Here is a 17,598-nt window from a genome sequence, read left to right on the forward strand (position 1 = left end):
TCACATCCGGAAGACGCCGAAGCCGCCGCGCGCGCCCTCGTAAGGGGCGGTGTGGATGGCGGAGAGGCACAGGCCGAGAACGGTGCGGGTGTCGCGCGGGTCGATGACACCGTCGTCGTACAGCCGCCCGGACAGGAACATCGGCAGCGACTCGGACTCGATCTGCTGCTCGACCATGGCGCGCAGAGCGGCATCCGCCTCCTCGTCGTACGGCTGCCCCTTCGCGGCGGCCGACTGGCGGGCGACGATCGACAGCACACCCGCGAGCTGCTGCGGGCCCATGACGGCCGACTTGGCGCTGGGCCAGGCGAAGAGGAAGCGCGGGTCGTAGGCCCGGCCGCACATGCCGTAGTGGCCTGCGCCGTAGGAGGCGCCCATGAGGACGGAGAGGTGCGGGACGCGGCTGTTGCTGACCGCGTTGATCATCATGGCGCCGTGTTTGATGATGCCGCCCTGCTCGTACTCCTTGCCGACCATGTAGCCGGTGGTGTTGTGCAGGAAGAGCAGCGGGATGTCGCGCTGGTTGGCGAGCTGGATGAACTGGGCTGCCTTCTGGGACTCCTCGCTGAAGAGGACGCCCTGGGCATTGGCCAGAATGCCGATCGGATAGCCGTGGAGCGCGGCCCAGCCGGTGGTCAGGCTCGTCCCGTACAGCGGTTTGAACTCGTCGAAGTCGGAGGCGTCGACGACGCGGGCGATGACCTCGCGCGGGTCGAAGGGGCTCTTGAGGTCGCCGGGGACGATGCCGAGGAGTTCCTCGGCGTCGTACTTGGGGGGCTCGGCCGGGCCCGGGTCGCCGTACGCCTTGCGGTGGTTGAGGCGGGCGACCACGCGGCGGGCCTGCCGGAGCGCGTCGTGCTCGTCGACGGCGAAGTGGTCGGCGAGGCCCGACACGCGCGCGTGCATCTCGGCGCCGCCCAGGGACTCGTCGTCGCTCTCCTCACCCGTGGCCATCTTCACCAGCGGCGGACCGCCGAGGAACACCTTCGCCCGCTCCTTGACCATGATCACGTGGTCGGACATGCCGGGGATGTAGGCGCCTCCGGCGGTGGAGTTGCCGAAGACGACCGCGAGGGTGGGGATGCCGGCGGCGGACAACCGGGTCAGATCCCGGAAGATGGCGCCCCCGGGGATGAAGATCTCCTTCTGGGACGGCAGGTCGGCGCCGCCGGACTCCACCAGGCTGATGCAGGGCAGCCGGTTGGCGAGGGCGATGTCGTTGGCGCGCAGGGCCTTCTTCAGCGACCAGGGGTTGCTCGCTCCGCCGCGCACGGTCGGGTCGTTGGCGGTGATCAGGCACTCCACTCCCTCGACGACACCGATGCCGGTGATGAGGGAGGCGCCGACGGTGTGGTCGCTGCCCCAGGCGGCCAGCGGGGACAGCTCCAGGAAGGGCGTGTCGGGGTCGAGGAGCAGCTCGATCCGCTCGCGGGCGAGGAGTTTGCCGCGCCGCCGGTGCCGCTCGACGTACTTCTCGCCGCCGCCCGCGAGGGCCTTGGCGTGCTCGGCGTCGAGTTCGGTGAGCCTGGCGAGCATGGCCTCGCGGTTGGCCCGGTACTCGGGGCCGCTCGGGTCGAGCGCGGAGGTCAGGACGGTCACAGCAGGGCCTCCGGTATGTCCAGGTGGCGGGAGCGCAGCCATTCGCCGAGGGCCTTGGCCTGCGGGTCGAAGCGGTGCCGGTCGGCGACGCCCGCGCCGAGGATGCCCTCGACGACGAAGTTGAGGGCGCGGAGGTCGGGCAGGACGTGCCGGGTGACCTTCAGCGGCCGGCTCTCGGGGATCAACTCCCGGAACCGGTCGGCCGTCAGCTCGTGCGCGAGCCACCGCCAGGCGTCGTCCGTGCGGGCCCACACACCGACGTTGGCGTTGCCGCCCTTGTCGCCGCTGCGGGCGCCCGCGACGAGGCCGAGGGGGGCGTGCCGGGTGGGCCCGGGCGGCAGCGGCTCCGGCAGGGGCGGTTCCGGCACCTCGTCGAGTACGGCGGTGTCGGGGGCCGGCGGCACGGGGATCCGGCGCCCGTCATGGAGGACGGCCACATGGTCGACGGCACCATGGGGGACGTACACATCCTCGAAGACCCCATAAGGCGAGCCTTTTCCGGGTGGCGCCAGCACATGGAAGCCGGGGTAACTGGCGAGCGCCAGCTCCACGGCCGCCCCGCTCAGGGCCCGCCCGACCACCTCCTGGTCGGGGTCCCGTACGACGAGCCGCAGCAGCGCGCTCGCCGTCTCCTCGCTCGGGGCGTCGGGCCGGTCGGTGCGGGCCAGCTCCCAGCGCACGTCGGCGGCCTTGCCGAGGGCCGGTTCCATCTGCTCGCGCACCAGGGCGGCCTTGGCCTCGATGTCGAGGCCGGTGAGGACGAAGACGACCTCGTTGCGGAAGCCGCCGAGCTTGTTGAGCCCGACCTTGAGGGTGGGCGGCGGCGCCTCCCCTCGCACACCTTCGATCCGCACCCGGTCGGGCCCGTCCTGGGCGAGCCGCACGGTGTCGAGCCGGGCGGTGACGTCCGGCCCCGCGTACCGGGCGCCGGCCGTCTCGTACAGCAACTGGGCCGTGACCGTGCCGACGTCGACGAAGCCGCCGGTGCCGGGGTGCTTGGTGATGACCGAGCTGCCGTCGTCGTGGAGCTCGGCGAGCGGGAAGCCGGGCCGTCGGACGTCGCCGTCCCGGAAGAAGGCGTAGTTGCCGCCGGTGGCCTGCGCCCCGCACTCCAGCACGTGCCCGGCGACGACGGCCCCCGCGAGCCGGTCGTACTCCGTTTCCTTCCACCCGAAGTGGGCGGCGGCCGGCCCGGTGACGAGTGCCGCGTCCGTCACCCGTCCGGTGACGACGACGTCGGCGCCCGCCCGCAGACAGGCCGCGATCCCGAAGCCGCCGAGGTAGGCGTGGGCGGCGAGGCTGTGGGGGTGGGCGGCGGTGAGGTCGTCGCCCTCGACATGTGCGACACGCACGGGGATGCCGAGCCGGTCCGCCAACGCCCGTACGGCGTCGGCGAGTCCGGCCGGGTTGAGCCCGCCCGCGTTGGTGACGATCTTCACGCCCCGCTCGTGGGCGAGCCCCAGGCAGTCCTCCAACTGCCGCAGGAAGGTACGGGCGTACCCGGCGGCCGGGTCCTTCAGCCGGTCGCGCCCCAGGATGAGCATCGTCAGCTCGGCGAGGTAGTCGCCGGTGAGGACGTCCAGGTCACCGCCGGTGAGCATGTCGCGCATGGCGTCGAAGCGGTCGCCGTAGAAGCCGGAGGCGTTGCCGATGCGGAGGGTCACCGCGCCTCCCCCTTCGGGGTGCGGCCGGTGCCGGGCGGGCCCGCGAAGGCCTGGGCGATGTCCAGCCAGCGGTCGGCGTCGGGACCGTCGGCGCGCAGGGCGAGGTCGGCGCGGTGGGCGCGCTGGGTGACCAGGAGGCAGAAGTCGAGGGCGGGCCCGGTGACGCGTTGCGGGGCGTCCTCGGGGCCGTACGTCCACGAGTCGCCGGAGGGGGCCTGGAGTTCGACGCGGAAGGGATCGGCCGGCGGAGTCAGTCCGTGCACGCCGTAGGCGAAGTCGCGGGTCCGCACCCCGAGCCAGGCCACATGCCGCAGCCGGTCGGTGGGTGGGCGCACCACACCGAGGGCGTCGGCCACATCCTGCCCATGGGCCCAGGTCTCCATGAGACGGGCCGTCGCCATGGAGGCGGCCGACATGGGCGGGCCGTACCAGGGGAAGCGCGCCCCGGGCGGGGCGGCCCGCAGCGCCTCGTCCAGCGCCGTACGGCCCTCGCGCCACCGCCCGAGCAGGTCGGCGGGCGGACGTCCGGCGTCCTCCTCGGCGCCCTCGTCGACGAAGGAGGCCGGCGCGGCGAGGGCCTTCTCGACCAGGGCGCGGAATCCGTCGGCGTCCGTGACGGCGAGCAGGGCCGAACGGTCCGTCCAGGCGAGGTGGGCGATCTGGTGGGCGACGGTCCAGCCGGGCGCGGGGGTGGCGAGCGCCCAGCTCGGTGCACTCAACCCGGCGACGAGGCGGTCGAGTGCCTCGCTCTCCTCGCGCAGGTCGTCGATCACGGACGTCGTCGGATCGGACACGGGCGCTCCCTCGGGGCACGGCGGCGTGCGGGGTGGTGCGGCGTGCTGAGGAGCATGGCAGTGCCGCCAGAAACAATCAAGCGTGCTTGCATGAAAAACAGAGGATCCCGAACTGCTCGCCCGCTACCTCATGACCGTGGCCGACGGCATCGCCGTCCAAGCCGCCGGCGGCGCCACCCGCGAGGACCTCCCGCGGGTGGCCGGCCTGGCCCTGCGGGGCCGGCCGCCTGCCTGACTACCGCACGCGGGACTGCCGCGGAGTGTGCGCCCGCAGAGCTTCTGTGAGCCACGTGAACACCGGTGCCAGGCTGGGCGGGACGGGCCATCCGTTGATGACGGCCAGCAGGTGCCAGTAGCGCTCCGCGCGGGGGTCGCCGGCGATCTCCAGGCGTGTCAGCAGCCAGTGACGCAAGTCGGCGTCGTCGGGGCGGCTGAAGGTCTGCGCGTAACGGGCGGTGAGGGCGTCGACGACGGGTGCGGCCGCTGCCGAGGCCGGGGCGGTGCCGGCATCGAGTGCGCGGCCGACGCTGTCGCGGACGGTCTCGGTGAGGTCGTGGTGCAGGCCGGTGACGTCGCCCTGGGCGCGCTCGGCTGCCTGGTACTCGGCCATGCGGCGTAGGGCTGAGCGGAAGCCGGGGTCCTCGGTGAGTTCGGCGAGTTCCACCCAGGCGTCGACCTGACGGGGTTCGGGGTCGTCCGGCAGTTCGGGCATGGCCGAGCGGATCATGTCGACGAAGTCGGGGTTGGCGTCGAACCCGCCGAAGGTGTCGTCGATGAAGTCGGTGATGCGGCGTCGGCGCTCGTCGTCGGAGAGCTTGGCAAGCTTGTGCATGAGGTCCATTCATCCTCGGCAGTGGAGCCTCGTTCGGCCACCGCTCGCAGCACCGCGCGCCGCAGTCGGAGGGTGCGGATCTGCACGTCCAGGGCGTCGGCGTGTGCGGCCGCGATCTCGGGCACCGAGACCTCCCGGTCCAGCATCTGCCGGATGACAGCAAGGTCGAGCCCCAGGTCACGCAGGGTGCGCACCAGATCCAGACGCGCCAGTGCGCCGATGTCGTAGAGACGGTAGCCGGCCGGGCTGCGGTCCGTCGGCGGCACGATTCCGGTGTCGGAGTAGAACCGGATGGTCTTGACCGTCAGCCCGGTCCGCCGGGCCAGGGCCCCGATCGTGAAGAGCGTGTCGCCGTCCATGCCTGCACCTTCGCGCCTCCCCCTACGGGAGACTCAAGCCCGCTCTTCCCGCAGACCTCAGCCGTCGACGTCGAGCGCCGTCCCGTACAGCCGGTCCACGTGCAACCGGACGACCACCCGCCGTTCGGCCACCAACTGCTCCAGGAACGCGTCTTCGTCCTGCGGCCTGGCCTCCTCCGGGATGATCCCGAGCAGCTCCCGCCCGACCTCGTCGCCGGGAACCGTCGTGACGTCGGAAACCTCCGCCTCGCCCTCCGCGACGGCGAACGACCACACGTCACCGCCCTGCACATGCAGCGCGGCGCGCGGATTGTGCCGCAGCTGCCTGACCTTGACGCGGTCGGCCGTCGTCGAGAACCGCACGATCCGGGCCTGCGGGTCCCAGCCGTAGACCATGGTGGTCAGATGAGGCCGGCCGTTGCGCTTGACGGTGGCGAGCGTGCCGAACTGCTGCTTGCCGAGCAGGTCGGAGAGGGCTTCGTCGGACAGCGGGCGGGGTGCGGGGCCTTGAGTCATGACCAGGTCAACTCCGGTACCCGCGCGGAAATTTCACGACGGCGAGCGCACCGGCGTTAGTATGGCTCGGCATGGGGGCGCGGCGTGAACATGGATAACGGGATGGTGGCCGTCCCGCCAGGGCGGGTGACGCTGTCCGACCGGCGGACGCAGCGGAGTTGGGCCGTCGAGGTCGCTCCCTTCCGCATGTCGGCGTTCCCGGTCACCCAGGCCTGGTACGCCCAGGTCACCGGTGAGCGGCCGAGTGCCGTTCGCGGTGAGCGGCTGCCCGTCGAGGGCGTGTCGTGGTGGGACGCCGTCCGGTTCTGCAACGCGCTGTCCAGGGCGGAAGGGCTGACGCCCGTGTATCGCCTGTGCGGTGAGTCCGAGACGGTCGTCGACTGTGACGTCTCCGCCGAGGGGTACCGGCTGCCGAGCGAGGCCGAGTGGGAGCACGCCTGCCGGGCCGGGAGCGGTGGGCCGCGGTACGGGCGGCTCGACGAGATCGCCTGGTACCGCGGCAACTCGGAGGAGCGGATCCGTCCCGTGGGCGGCAGGCAGCCCAACGCGTGGGGGCTCTACGACATGCTGGGCAATGTCTGGGAGTGGTGCTGGGACGTCTATGACGCCCAGGTCTACGGCACCTACCGGGTGCTGCGGGGCGGCGGCTGGGCCGACGAGCACTGGAGTTGCCGCGCCTCCGTACGGCGCCGCAGTCATCCGACGTTCCGGATCGACGACGTGGGGTTTCGCGTGGCGCGGGCACACCGGCCGCAGTGAACGCGTCCCGGTCGCTCTAGCCCTCCAGCCCCGCACCCTCCAGCGCCGCCGTCTTCCGGCGGCCGCGGCCCCGGCCGACCTGGGTGCGTACCGCTCCCATGCTCGCCGCGATGACGAGGGCGATCGCGGCGGCCTGCAGGGCGGTGAGGGCCTGGTCGAGGAGGAGGAAGCCGGCCGCCGCGGCGATGGCCGGTTCCAGGCTCATGAGGATCGCGAAGGCCGAGGCGGGCAGGCGGCGCAGGGCGAGCAGTTCGAGGGTGTAGGGCAGGACCGAGGAGAGCAGGGCCACCGCCGCGCCCAGGCCCAGCGTCACCGGGTCGAGCAGCTTCGTGCCCGACTCGGCGATGCCCAGCGGCAGGAACAGCACCGCCCCCACCGCCATCGCCAGTGCCAGTCCGTCCGCCTGCGGGAAGCGGCGGCCCGTACGCGCGCTGAAGATGATGTAGGACGCCCACATGGCGCCGGCACCCAGGGCGAAGGCCACTCCTGTGGGGTCGAGGCCGCTGAAGCCTCCCCCGCCGAGGAGGAAGACGCCGGCGAGGGCGAGTGCCGCCCAGACGACGTTGATCGCGCGGCGGGACGCCAGGACCGAGAGGGCGAGTGGGCCGAGGACCTCCAGGGTGACCGCGGGGCCCAGTGGGATGCGGGCGACCGCCTGGTAGAAGAGGCCGTTCATGGCGGCCATGGTGATGCCGAAGACGACGACCGTGCCCCAGTCGGTGCGCGAGTGTCCGCGCAGCCGCGGGCGGCAGACCAGCAGCAGGACGACCGCCGCCACGAGCAGCCGCAGCGCCACCACCCCGAGGGCGCCCGCCCTCGGCATCAGCATCACGGCCAGCGCGCCGCCGAACTGCACGGAGATCCCGCCCGCGAGCACCAGGCCCACCGGTCCGAGGGAGCCCAGCCGGCCCGGCCCGGCGGCCGGTGCGGCGGCAGCGGCGGTTGTCGCGGGCTGGGGCGTGGTGACGCTGTCGGGGGTGGTCACGGGCGGTCCTGTGCTCGGCTCGGCTGCGTACTCGGGCTGCGTACGTACACCGTCTTGCACACTCATATGCAACACGCTGTACTTTCCAGTCCAGAGTAATGGACTCCGTCAGGCGCGTAAACCGCTTATGCCACTGTCTCGAAATGCGGGCTCTCAGCGGCGGGCGAGGTACAGGTTGAGCGCCTTGTACAGCAGCCGGTTGAGCGGGAAGTCCCACTCGCCGAGGTACTCGACGGCCTCGCCGCCGGTGCCCACCTTGAACCGGAGCAGGCCCAGCAGATGGCTGGACTCCTCCAAGGTGTCGGTGATGCCGCGCAGGTCGTAGACGGCGGCGCCCAGTTCATGCGCGTCCGTCATCATGCGCCACTGCACGGCACTGCTCGGCTGGACCTCGCGCCGCCGGCTGGTGGAGGCGCCGTAGGAGTACCAGACGTGGTCGCCGACGGTCAGCATCGTCGCGGCGGCCAGCACCTCGCCGTCGTGGTAGGCGAGGTAGAGCCGCATCCGGTCCGGGTGCTCGGCGGTGAGCGCGCTCCACATGCGCTGGAAGTAGGGCAGCGGGCGCGGGAGGAAGCGGTCCCGCTCAGCGGTCTCGGAGTACAGCTCGTGGAAGGCCGGCAGATCCTCGTAGCCGCCGCGCACGACCTTCACGCCGGCCTTCTCCGCCTTGGTGATGTTGCGCCGCCACTGCTGGTTCAGGCCGCCGCGGATGTCGTCCAGCGACCGTCCGGCGAACGGCACCTGGAAGACGTACCGGGGCTGTCCCGCGGCGAAGCCGTCCTCGCCGCCGGGTTCGGTCTGCCGCCAGCCCATACGGCGAAGGGTGTCCGCGACCTGGCCGGCACGCGGTTCGAACGACGTCGCCCGCACGTCGCGCAGCCGCCGAGCGGCCGGGTCCGCGATCGCCGCCTTCACCGCCTCGGCGCTCCAGCGGCGCGCCACCACCGGCGGGCCCATCCGCACCGCGAAGGCGCCGCGTCGCCCGAGATGGGCGACCATCGGCTCCAGCAGGCGTTCGAGACCGGGCTCGTGCCAGTCGATGAGCGGGCCCTCGGGCAGGTACGCCAGGTACCGGGGCAGTCCGGGCAGCTTCGGCCCGGGCAGCGGGCGCAGCAGTACCAGTCCGGCGCCGACGAGCTGCCCGGCCCCGTCGAACCAGCCGAGGCTCTCCGCCCGCCAGTCGGACTTCACCTCTCCCCAGGACGGGAGCTGCGTGTGACTGGCGGAGGGGCGGGCCGCGACGAACGCGAGGTGCTCGTCACGGGTGATCGGCTGGACGCGGACGCTCATGCGCGGGCTCCTTCGAGTGGCTGGTGCCGTGACTCTAGGAGCGGCTCAGCCCCTCCCCGCGCTCAGACACTCGGGTCCGCCGTCCCGTGGCCCGAACGCCTCAAGCGCGTCCACGTCGCTCGCGCGGGCGTTGAGGTACTGGTCGGCCCAGGCGGCGATGTGCGGGTACGCGCACTCGGCGACCAGCCGCGCGGTCGCGGCCGGAACGTCGTACGGCGTGACGCGCAGATCGGTGCCCGGGCCCAGCAGGCACCAGTGCGCGCCGGGGCGGCCGTACGGCATGCCGACGCTGCCCGGGTTGACCACGAGGCGGCCGTGGGCCAGACGGGCGTAGGGCATGTGTCGGACAGTACGGCCACTCGCCCCGCTTCAGCGCTCGCCCCCCGGGTCGTTGCCTGCTCCTTCCTCCAGTGCCGCTGCGAGCACCTCCGCCAGGTGCCTCCCCCGCACGCCCGCCAGCTGCTCGAGCTGCGTGCGGCAGGAGAAGCCGTCCGCCAGGACCACCGTGCCGTCCGGGGCGTCCCGTACCGACGGCAGGAGCTGTTCCTCCGCGCACGCGGTGGACACCTCGTAGTGGCCCTTCTCGAAGCCGAAGTTTCCCGCGAGACCGCAGCAGCCGCCGCTCAGTTCGCCGGAGAGCAGAGCGGCCCGACGCAGCCGGCGGTCGGCGGCGTCGCCCAGTACCGCGTGCTGGTGGCAGTGGGTCTGGCCGGCCACCGGGCGGTCCACGCGCGGCGGTGTCCAGTCGGGGGCGTGGCGTTCGAGCGTCTCAGCGAAGGTGAGGACCCTGGCGGCGAGGCGGGCCGCGCGCGGGTCGTCGTGCAGCAGCTCGGGGACGTCCGTGCGGAGCGCCGCGGCGCAGCTCGGCTCCAGGACCACGACCGGGGCGTCGGTCTCCAGCACCGGCTCCATCAGGTCGAGCGTGCGGCGCATGACCGCTCGGGCGCGGTCCAGCTGCCCCGTCGACACGTACGTCAGCCCGCAGCAGACACGGCCCCGGCCCCGCAGCAGGGACAGCGGGTCGAGCGCGACCGTCCTCCCGTCGCCCACCGGCGGTTTCACCAGACGCACGGTCGGCGGCAGCGCCACCCGCAGCCCGGCCGCCTCCAGCACGCGGACGGCGGCCTGTCCGACGGCCGGTGAGAGGTGCTCGGTGAAGGTGTCGGGCCACAGCACCACGAGATCCCCGCGCCCGGTGGCGTCCCTCTCCTCCCGCCGCCGCTCCCACCACCGGCTGAACGTCCGTGTCGCCAGCCGCGGGATCTCCCGCTCCGGGGCGATCCCGCCGAGCCGTTTCGCCGCCCGGGCGAGCGGCCGTACCGCGGTCAGGGCGTTGACCAGCGCCGCCGTACGCGTGCGTGCCACCACGCGCAGCCACTCGGGGAGGCGGCCCATGCTGTGGTGCGCGGCCGGGCGGCGCCGTCCCTCGTAGTGGTGGTGGAGGAACTCCGCCTTGTACGTGGCCATGTCGACCTCCACCGGGCAGTCCGACCGGCAGCCCTTGCAGGACAGGCACAGATCCAGCGCGTCCCGCACCTCCGTGGAGCGCCAGCCGTCGGTCACCACCTCACCCGCGAGCATCTCGTGCAGCAGCCGGGCCCGCCCGCGCGTGGAGTGCTCCTCCGCGCCGGTCGCCCGGAAGGACGGGCACATGACGGCGGAGCCGGACACCGATGCCGTACGGCACTTGGCGACGCCCACGCAGCGCCGTACCGCCGCCGAGAAGTCACCGCCGTCGGCGGGGTAGCCGAAGGCGACGTCGACGGGCTCACGGGGGAGCACGGAGAAGCGCAGGTCGGCGTCGAGGGGCGCGGGGCGGACCAGCATGCCGGGGTTGAGGAGGTCGTCGGGGTCCCACACCCCTTTCACCCGCTCGAACAGGCCCACCATCTCGCGCCCGTACATCTTCGGCAGCAGCTCCGCCCGCGCCTGCCCGTCCCCGTGCTCCCCGGACAGCGACCCGCCGTGCGCCACCACCAGTTCCGCGAGCTCCTCCGAGAAGCGCCGGAAACGGGCGATGCCGGGCTCCGTCAGCAGGTCGAAGTCGATCCGGACGTGGATGCAGCCGTCCCCGAAGTGCCCGTACGGCGTGCCGCGCAGCCCGTGCGCGCCGAGCAGCGCGCGGAAGTCCCGCAGATACGCCCCGAGCCGGGCGGGCGGCACCGCGCAGTCCTCCCACCCCGGCCAGGCCTCTCCCCCACTCTCGGCTCCGCTCGAGCGGGAGGTGCCCCCACCGTCCGGCATCCGGGTCGCCGTACCGCTCGCGTCCTCCCGGATCCGCCACAGCGCGCGCTGCCCCGCCGGGTCGGTGACCACCAGGGCGTCCACGACGTCGGCCGCCCGCACGATCGCCTCCGCACGCGCGCGTGCCTCCTCGGCCGACTCCCCGCCGGTCTCCACGAACAGCCAGGCCCTGCCCCGCGGCAGCGCGGCCGCGGACGGCACCAGGTCCGCCGCCATGCCCTCCACCGTCAGCGGGCCGTACGGCAGCAGCCCGGCGGCCGCCTCCGCCGCCCCGCTCTCGTCGGCGTAGCCCAGGACGGCCAGCGCACGCGCGCGTGGTGCCTCGACCAGGCGTACGACCGCCTCCGTCAGCACGCCCAGCGTGCCCTCCGAACCGCAGAAGGAGCGGGCCACGTCGGCGCCCCGCTCGGGCAGCAGGGCGTCCAGCGCGTACCCGGAGATGCGGCGGGGCAGCTCCGGGAAGCCCGTGCGCAACCGGGCCAGTTCGCCGTCCATCAGCTCCCGCAGGCCGTCCGGAGCGCCGGCCCAGTCCTGCCCGAGCCGCAGCCGCCGCCCGCGCGCGGTGACCACGTCCAGCTCGCGCACGCTGTCCGCGGTCGTCCCCCACGCCACGGAGTGCGAGCCGCAGGAGTTGTTGCCGATCATGCCGCCGAGCGTGCACCGGCTGTGCGTGGACGGATCCGGCCCGAACCGCAGCCCGTGCGCAGCGGCCGCCTCCTGGAGCCGGTCGAGCACCAGCCCCGGCTGCACGACGGCCGTACGCGCCTCGGGATCCAGGCTGACCAGCCGGTTCATGTGCCGGGTGAAGTCCAGGACGACACCGGTGCCGGTGGCCTGCCCGGCGATGGACGTGCCCCCGCCGCGGGCGACGACGGGCACGCCGTGCTCCCGGCAGACGGCCAGCACGGCGGCCACGTCGTCGGGGTCCACGGGCGCGACGACCCCACGAGGGACCCTCCGGTAGTTGGACGCGTCCATGGTGACCAGCGCCCGGGAGGTGACATCGAACCCGACCTCGCCCCGGACGGCCCTGCGAAGCTCCGCCTCAAGATTCGCCATGGCACCTACTCAACACCGTCTCACCCGACGGACGACGTTTCGCCCGTGTTTCCGTGAACGGCTACGCTCCCCTTCGTGGCTGAGATCCGGATTCCCTCTGACATCAAGCCCGCGGACGGTCGTTTCGGCGCGGGCCCCTCCAAGGTGCGGACGGAGGCGCTGGACGCCCTCGCCGCCAGTGGCACCTCCCTCATGGGCACCTCCCACCGCCAGGCTCCGGTCAAGAACCTGGTCGGCAAGGTGCGTGAGGGCATCCGCGAGCTGTTCCAGCTCCCCGACGGGTACGAGGTGATCCTCGGCAACGGCGGCTCCACCGCGTTCTGGGACATCGCGACGCACGGTCTGATCGAGAACAAGTCGCAGCACCTCAGCTTCGGCGAGTTCTCCTCCAAGTTCGCCAAGGCCGCGAAGCTCGCCCCCTGGCTGGCCGAGCCGGACGTCATCTCCTCCGACCCCGGCACGCACCCCGAGCCGGTCGCCGAGGCGGGCGTGGACGTCTACGCCTTCACCCACAACGAGACCTCGACCGGTGTCGCCATGCCGATCAAGCGCGTGGCCGGCGCCGACGAGGGCGCCCTGGTCCTCGTGGACGCCACCTCCGGCGCCGGCGGCCTCCCCGTCGACATCGCCGAGACGGACGTCTACTACTTCGCCCCGCAGAAGTCCTTCGCCTCCGACGGCGGCCTGTGGATCGGCGTCTTCTCCCCGGCCGCGATCGAGCGCGCGGAGCGCGTCCACGCCTCCGGCCGGCACGTCCCCGAGTTCTTCTCGCTGCCGACGGCGATCGACAACTCCCGCAAGAACCAGACGTACAACACTCCGGCCCTCGCCACCCTGTTCCTCCTCAACGAGCAGCTCGAGTGGATCAACGGCCAGGGCGGCCTGGACTGGTCGGTCCGCCGCACCGCCACCTCCGCACGGACGCTGTACGGCTGGGCCGAGGACGTCAAGTTCGCGAACCCGTTCGTCACCGACCCGGCCAAGCGCTCCCAGGTCATCGGCACGATCGACTTCACGGACGAGGTCGACGCCGCCGCCGTCGCCAAGGTCCTGCGCGCCAACGGCATCGTCGACACCGAGCCCTACCGCAAGCTCGGCCGCAACCAGCTGCGCGTCGCGATGTTCCCGGCGATCGACCCGGCGGACGTCGAGGCCCTCACGAAGTGCGTCGACTACGTGATCGAGAAGCTCTGATCCCTCTCGCTCAAGAGACCGAGGGCGTCCCGCCGGTGCGGGGCGCCCTCTCGCGTACAGCCGCGAGCTACCCGGCGGTGCCGACGCGGCGATCCCCGCCCGTGTCCGGTGCGGAACGGACGGCCCGCAATCCCGTGGAGCGCGTGTCGTGGTGCCCCGAGTGGCTACCGGTCGACCCAAGTCGCGGGCGGCGTGGAGACGTTGCAAGTATCAAATGGACACCCCAAGGAGGACCTGTCATGATCCTTTGGCTCTGGGCACGTGCCTGGGGCTGCAACAGGTGAAGTCCTGGGGGAGTCGATCCTCCGGGGGAGGGACGGAACGGATGAAGAGCGGAATAATTGGCAGATCTGGGCGCCTCGCCATCACGGTGGCCGGCGCCACTCTCGCCCTCGGGCTGAGCATCGGCAGCGCTCCGGCATGGGCCTACATCCAAGCCTGGCAGGGTGACGACACCGCCAAGGGTTACGACAGTGATCGCCGTCTCCGAGTCTGTGACATGGAGGCCGACACGAACGCGGTGGAGGGCGAGTACTTCCGCGTCTACGACGGCAGTTCGAGTCACCTCTGGGACAAGAACGGCGCTGGTCCGGACAACTGCGTAGGCAGCGGCGAGGGTGCCGTCCTCAACAAGGTCCGCGTCTGTGAGCAGCAATTCGCCAAGCCGGATGCGTGCGGTTCCTGGGCATACCGGATCTAGAGCGACTGCGGTGCGCCCGTTGCCGTCGAGGTGACGGGCGCGTTCTCGTGTTCAACCACTGCCTTCCTCGCAAGGGACTTTTGGTGCGGAATCCCGTCCTCCAACTGCATGACGTCCGGCTCCAGCTGGCTGACCGTGTGCTCCTCAACGGCGTAGATCTCACTGTCGCGGAGGGCGAGTCCGTCGCGTTGATGGGACCCAGTGGCAGCGGAAAGAGCTCGCTGCTCTCGTGTGTCCTGGGGCTCATGAGCCCAGACAGCGGCACCATCGAGGTGGCAGGTGCGAACGTCGCGTCACTACGGGCCGGCGCGAGGGCACGACACCGGTCACGCCATATCGGCATGGTCTTCCAGTTCGGTGAACTGCTCCCAGAGCTGACAGCTCTGGAGAACGTGATGCTCGCTGCCATGCTGGGCGGTGTGCGACGCTCCCGCGGACGGAGCGCTGCTGAAGAACTTCTTCGCGACCTCGGTATCTCCGATACCTCGGTGACGACGGGATCGCTGTCCGGTGGGGAGCGCCAGCGGGTGGCGATCGCTCGGGCACTGGTCAACAGGCCGTCATTGATTCTTGCCGACGAACCTACCGGCGCACTCGATGACGACAACCGCGATCGCGTCAGTCAACTGTTGTATTCGCTGCCCTCCCGATGGGGCTGTGGGCTTCTGCTCGTCACGCATGATCAGGACGTGGCAGTCGGCGCTGAGCGCGTCGCAAGGATCACGGATGGGCAGATCAGCATGGGGGCTCAGACGTGGGGCGTCTGAGCGGGCGCGGTTTGACGCGGCAGCTGATGGCCATGGGCCTACGGGCCTCCAAGGGCGGCCCAGGACACCGACTGCGGAGTCTCGCGCTCGCACTGGCCACCGCGTTCCTCTGCTGTGCCGCCGGCACAGTGATCATCACCGCGGCGGCAGACAGTGCGCAGCAGAGTCACGCCCAGGCAAGAGCACCCCGATTCACCGGCAAGTTCCCAGGAGAGCGTGCTGTCGCCCACTGGCGGGAGAGCGGTGACACGGTCGGCGGACTTCAGCACAGTGTCATCTTCATCGAGCCGCTGACTCCCAGCGCCTCGCCGCCCCCCGGCCTGACCGAATGGCCACGGCCGGGGGAGGCCGTACTCTCTCCAGCGCTTGCGGCGGCAGGGCAGCGGGAGGGGATTTCGGACCGTTACGGACGGGACGCGGGGAGGATTTCCGCTGAAGGTCTCACGTCTCCCTCGGAGCGGTTGGTCTATGTCAGACCGACGGCCACCAAGTCCCCTGAGTGGGATGAGACGATGCGGATCTCTGGCTTCGGCGACCCTGATCCCACGCCGTTCGGGGACTCGATCAGCGTGGTCGATATTGACGCGTTCATGGCGGCCGTGATCGGCTTTCTGGGCCTTCCGGCCGCTGTCCTGACCGTGGTGGCCTTGCGCTGCGGTTCGGCCGCACGGGACCGTCGTACGGCGTTGCTCGACGCACTCGGCGCCACTTGGCGGCACCGGGCCCTTGTATGCATGGGCGAGGCACTGTGGCCGGTAGGGGCAGGCGCCTTGATCGGCACGGTGCCGCTGCTGGCGGCGGCGTATACCGACGTCGCCATTCCGCTCACCGACTACACGCTCTCGGCAGCGGCCGTTCGCGCCTGGCTGCCGGCCGTCCTCCTCGGCGCGGCCGGTGCGGCCGCTGGAGTGCTTGTCTCCTCTGTGCTGCTGCACGGGAAGAAGGGAGACGGTCGTTCCCCGCGCACGCTGACCAGGGGCCGGGTGAAGCGACGTTACGCGCTGTTGTGCGCGCTGGGCCTCGTGATGGCCATGCCGGTCGATCTCGGGCCGCTGGCTCCGGACTACCGCGTCAGCATCGTGCAGTACGCGATCGGCATCGTTCTGACACTCGCGACCCTGCCCACGCTGATCGCCTGGGCTATGACGGCCCTCGGGCGACGGCTGGCCGGTCGGTCCATCACGAAGCATTATGCGGGCGGACTCATCGCCGGCCGTTGGCTGCACGCGTATCCGGGAGTCATCGCGCGTCTCGTCGTGGCAGTCGTGGTGGGCCTGGGGCTGGTCAGTCAGGTGCAGCTGTGGGTGAGCCGAACCACGGTAGCGGCTACCGAGGCCAGACAGACGTTCGATGCCCTGGGGGACAGCGTCCTGACCATCAGAAGCCGTGTCCAGCCGACCTCGCAGATCAAGGCGTTCGAAGAGGATCTGGGACAGGGACGCGCTGTGTTCGCCCTGATCCAAGATCGGCAGGAGCCGGCCGTACTCACAGGTCCCTGCGCGAGCTGGAAGGCTGTTCAACTACCCTGCCCACCCGCTCGGTCCACCGTCCTTCGCGAGGGCGATCGGCGGTTGGGCGAACTGGCGCGCTGGGAAACAGGGACACCGGACCTGCGCATCGCTACCGGCGACATACCCACAACAGGGAAGCGCGGTGGTGTCGCAGAGATCAAACTCGTCGTGGTTTCCGACCCTGGTGACGCGTCAGCCGGTGGCACGGTCCGGGAAGCCGCGTATCGCCATTTGGGTACGGCGCCCTTGGTCAACGTCCTCGCAGGCATGCAGCTGGGTGGCGCCTTGCTGGACGAGACCATTGCGCACTGGGTGACTCTGCTCGGGCTGGGGGGCATGCTCATGGCTGCACTTGCTGCCGCCTTCAGCGCCTTGGCGGAGTTCCAGGTCTTCGGGAGCCGACTCGCTCCCATAGGCGTCCTGGCGGGAGACACACACGTGTTCCGGTCCACCGCACTGTGGTACTTGTCCGTCCCGATCGGCGTGGCCGGTTTTGCGGGCGCCGTCGTATCCACCGTCCTGGGATACCCCATGGTGACCACTGGCGGGGCCCGCTGGGCTCCGGAGCTCACTGCGGTGACAGTGGTGGGCAGCACGGTGCTGGCGATCTGTGTCGGACTCGTGGGAGGCCAGGGAGTAATCGCCCGGGCCAGAAACTGGAGACCGGGCGCTGACTGATCAGCCTCCTGGGCGCATGAGGCTCCATGCGCCCATGACGGCCGCCAGGACCCGTCCTTCACTGTGTCCACGGTCTGCCAATCGTGCGGAACATGGGCTGCATCCTCTCGGGGGGGGGGCGCGGCCCCGGAACCGGACGGGAGCACTCCCCTATGCGCCGCGCGCCTCCCAGGAAACTGACGCACCATGAGCACGTCAGCTCTCCGGGAGGTGCGCGTTCCGCTCGCAAGCGGCTCAGCTTCCTGAACCGCCGCACGGCCAGCGTAAGGATCACCGGCCACCGGTGCCGGCGGCCTGCCTGTCGACATCGCCGAGACGGACGTCTACTACTTCGCCCCGCAGAAGTCCTTCGCCTCCGACGGCGGCCTGTGGATCGGCGTCTTCTCCCCGGCCGCGATCGAGCGCGCGGAGCGCGTCCACGCCTCCGGCCGGCACGTCCCCGAGTTCTTCTCGCTGCCGACGGCGATCGACAACTCCCGCAAGAACCAGACGTACAACACCCCGGCCCTCGCCACCCTGTTCCTCCTCAACGAGCAGCTCGAGTGGATCAACGGCCAGGGCGGCCTGGACTGGTCGGTCCGCCGCACCGCCACCTCCGCGCGCACGCTGTACGGCTGGGCCGAGGACGTCAAGTTGAACCCGCTTCC

The 17,598-nt window shown here is 71.5% G+C and carries 12 protein-coding genes and 4 pseudogenes; 7 read left to right on the forward strand and 9 right to left on the reverse strand.

The annotated features are described in order from the left end of the window. Genes ABFX81_RS25060 through ABFX81_RS25070 form a run of 3 tightly spaced genes read right to left on the reverse strand, consistent with a single transcriptional unit; the run spans nt 1 to nt 4,057 of the window. Nucleotides 1–1,599, reverse strand: a complete 1,599-nt coding sequence (locus tag ABFX81_RS25060) for a carboxyl transferase domain-containing protein (RefSeq protein ID WP_086850691.1) — start codon at nt 1,597–1,599, stop codon at nt 1–3. Continuing rightward, entirely contained in the window at nt 1,596–3,263 is a 1,668-nt protein-coding gene (locus ABFX81_RS25065; RefSeq protein ID WP_086850689.1) for an acyclic terpene utilization AtuA family protein, read from the reverse strand. Before ABFX81_RS25065 ends, ABFX81_RS25060 begins: the two co-directional genes overlap by 4 nt. Beyond that, a complete protein-coding gene (locus tag ABFX81_RS25070; protein ID WP_086850687.1) occupies nt 3,260–4,057 on the reverse strand; it encodes a TIGR03084 family metal-binding protein in 798 nt (265 codons plus the stop codon). The genes ABFX81_RS25065 and ABFX81_RS25070 overlap by 4 nt, the downstream gene beginning before the upstream one ends. Nucleotides 4,058–4,160: 103 nt before the next feature. On the opposite strand from ABFX81_RS25070, the pseudogene ABFX81_RS25075 reads away from it, so the two are divergent. Beyond that, nucleotides 4,161–4,292: pseudogene (locus tag ABFX81_RS25075) on the forward strand (TetR/AcrR family transcriptional regulator); the annotation flags it as partial. Here ABFX81_RS25075 and ABFX81_RS25080 read toward each other — a convergent pair. Together ABFX81_RS25080 and ABFX81_RS25085 are read right to left on the reverse strand one after the other, a co-directional pair. Further along, nucleotides 4,293–5,248 (reverse strand): annotated as a pseudogene (locus ABFX81_RS25080) (MerR family transcriptional regulator). A 57-nt stretch (nt 5,249–5,305) separates the two neighbouring features. Then, complete coding sequence (locus tag ABFX81_RS25085) at nt 5,306–5,764, reverse strand: TIGR03618 family F420-dependent PPOX class oxidoreductase (RefSeq protein WP_086850685.1); 459 nt, start codon at nt 5,762–5,764, stop codon at nt 5,306–5,308. A 90-nt stretch (nt 5,765–5,854) separates the two neighbouring features. On the opposite strand from ABFX81_RS25085, the gene ABFX81_RS25090 reads away from it, so the two are divergent. After that, entirely contained in the window at nt 5,855–6,523 is a 669-nt protein-coding gene (locus tag ABFX81_RS25090; RefSeq protein WP_346138755.1) for a formylglycine-generating enzyme family protein, read from the forward strand. Between the two features lie 16 nt (nt 6,524–6,539). On the opposite strand, the gene ABFX81_RS25095 is transcribed toward ABFX81_RS25090, so the two are convergent. The 4 genes and pseudogenes from ABFX81_RS25095 to ABFX81_RS25110 form a co-directional block, all read right to left on the reverse strand. Beyond that, complete coding sequence (locus ABFX81_RS25095; RefSeq protein ID WP_086850681.1) at nt 6,540–7,508, reverse strand: EamA family transporter; 969 nt, start codon at nt 7,506–7,508, stop codon at nt 6,540–6,542. Between the two features lie 153 nt (nt 7,509–7,661). Further along, nucleotides 7,662–8,798, reverse strand: coding sequence for a peptidoglycan bridge formation glycyltransferase FemA/FemB family protein (locus tag ABFX81_RS25100; RefSeq protein ID WP_086850680.1), 1,137 nt, complete (start codon nt 8,796–8,798; stop codon nt 7,662–7,664). Nucleotides 8,799–8,843: 45 nt separating this feature from the next. Further along, nucleotides 8,844–9,140 (reverse strand): annotated as a pseudogene (locus ABFX81_RS25105) (hypothetical protein); the annotation flags it as partial. 27 nt (nt 9,141–9,167) lie between these two features. Continuing rightward, on the reverse strand, nt 9,168–12,101 hold the full coding sequence (locus ABFX81_RS25110) for an FAD-linked oxidase C-terminal domain-containing protein (protein ID WP_086850678.1): 2,934 nt from the start codon (nt 12,099–12,101) through the stop codon (nt 9,168–9,170). A 75-nt stretch (nt 12,102–12,176) separates the two neighbouring features. Between ABFX81_RS25110 and serC the strand changes: the two genes are divergently transcribed. The 5 genes and pseudogenes from serC to ABFX81_RS25135 form a co-directional block, all read left to right on the forward strand. Further along, nucleotides 12,177–13,295, forward strand: a complete 1,119-nt coding sequence (gene serC / locus ABFX81_RS25115; protein ID WP_086850676.1) for a phosphoserine transaminase — start codon at nt 12,177–12,179, stop codon at nt 13,293–13,295. A 325-nt stretch (nt 13,296–13,620) separates the two neighbouring features. Further along, a complete protein-coding gene (locus ABFX81_RS25120) occupies nt 13,621–13,995 on the forward strand; it encodes a hypothetical protein (protein WP_346138690.1) in 375 nt (124 codons plus the stop codon). Nucleotides 13,996–14,132: 137 nt separating this feature from the next. Beyond that, entirely contained in the window at nt 14,133–14,762 is a 630-nt protein-coding gene (locus tag ABFX81_RS25125; protein WP_346138756.1) for an ABC transporter ATP-binding protein, read from the forward strand. A 512-nt stretch (nt 14,763–15,274) separates the two neighbouring features. After that, nucleotides 15,275–16,951, forward strand: a complete 1,677-nt coding sequence (locus tag ABFX81_RS25130; RefSeq protein ID WP_086850671.1) for a hypothetical protein — start codon at nt 15,275–15,277, stop codon at nt 16,949–16,951. A 279-nt stretch (nt 16,952–17,230) separates the two neighbouring features. Beyond that, nucleotides 17,231–17,584, forward strand: a pseudogene (locus ABFX81_RS25135) (phosphoserine transaminase); the annotation flags it as partial. Nucleotides 17,585–17,598 lie beyond the last annotated feature (14 nt).

The sequence above is a fragment of the Streptomyces coeruleofuscus genome, from assembly GCF_039532725.1.
Lineage (GTDB): Bacteria > Actinomycetota > Actinomycetes > Streptomycetales > Streptomycetaceae > Streptomyces > Streptomyces coeruleofuscus.

What these genes read in the sequence shown, in the direction of transcription:
- ABFX81_RS25085 (WP_086850685.1), bottom strand. Translation starts at nt 5,764, where the DNA reads ATGACTCAAGGCCCCGCACCCCGCCCGCTGTCCGACGAAGCCCTCTCC.
- ABFX81_RS25090 (WP_346138755.1), top strand. Translation starts at nt 5,855, where the DNA reads ATGGATAACGGGATGGTGGCCGTCCCGCCAGGGCGGGTGACGCTGTCC.
- ABFX81_RS25100 (WP_086850680.1), bottom strand. Translation starts at nt 8,798, where the DNA reads ATGAGCGTCCGCGTCCAGCCGATCACCCGTGACGAGCACCTCGCGTTC.
- ABFX81_RS25110 (WP_086850678.1), bottom strand. Translation starts at nt 12,101, where the DNA reads ATGGCGAATCTTGAGGCGGAGCTTCGCAGGGCCGTCCGGGGCGAGGTC.
- ABFX81_RS25120 (WP_346138690.1), top strand. Translation starts at nt 13,621, where the DNA reads ATGAAGAGCGGAATAATTGGCAGATCTGGGCGCCTCGCCATCACGGTG.
- ABFX81_RS25130 (WP_086850671.1), top strand. Translation starts at nt 15,275, where the DNA reads ATGCGGATCTCTGGCTTCGGCGACCCTGATCCCACGCCGTTCGGGGAC.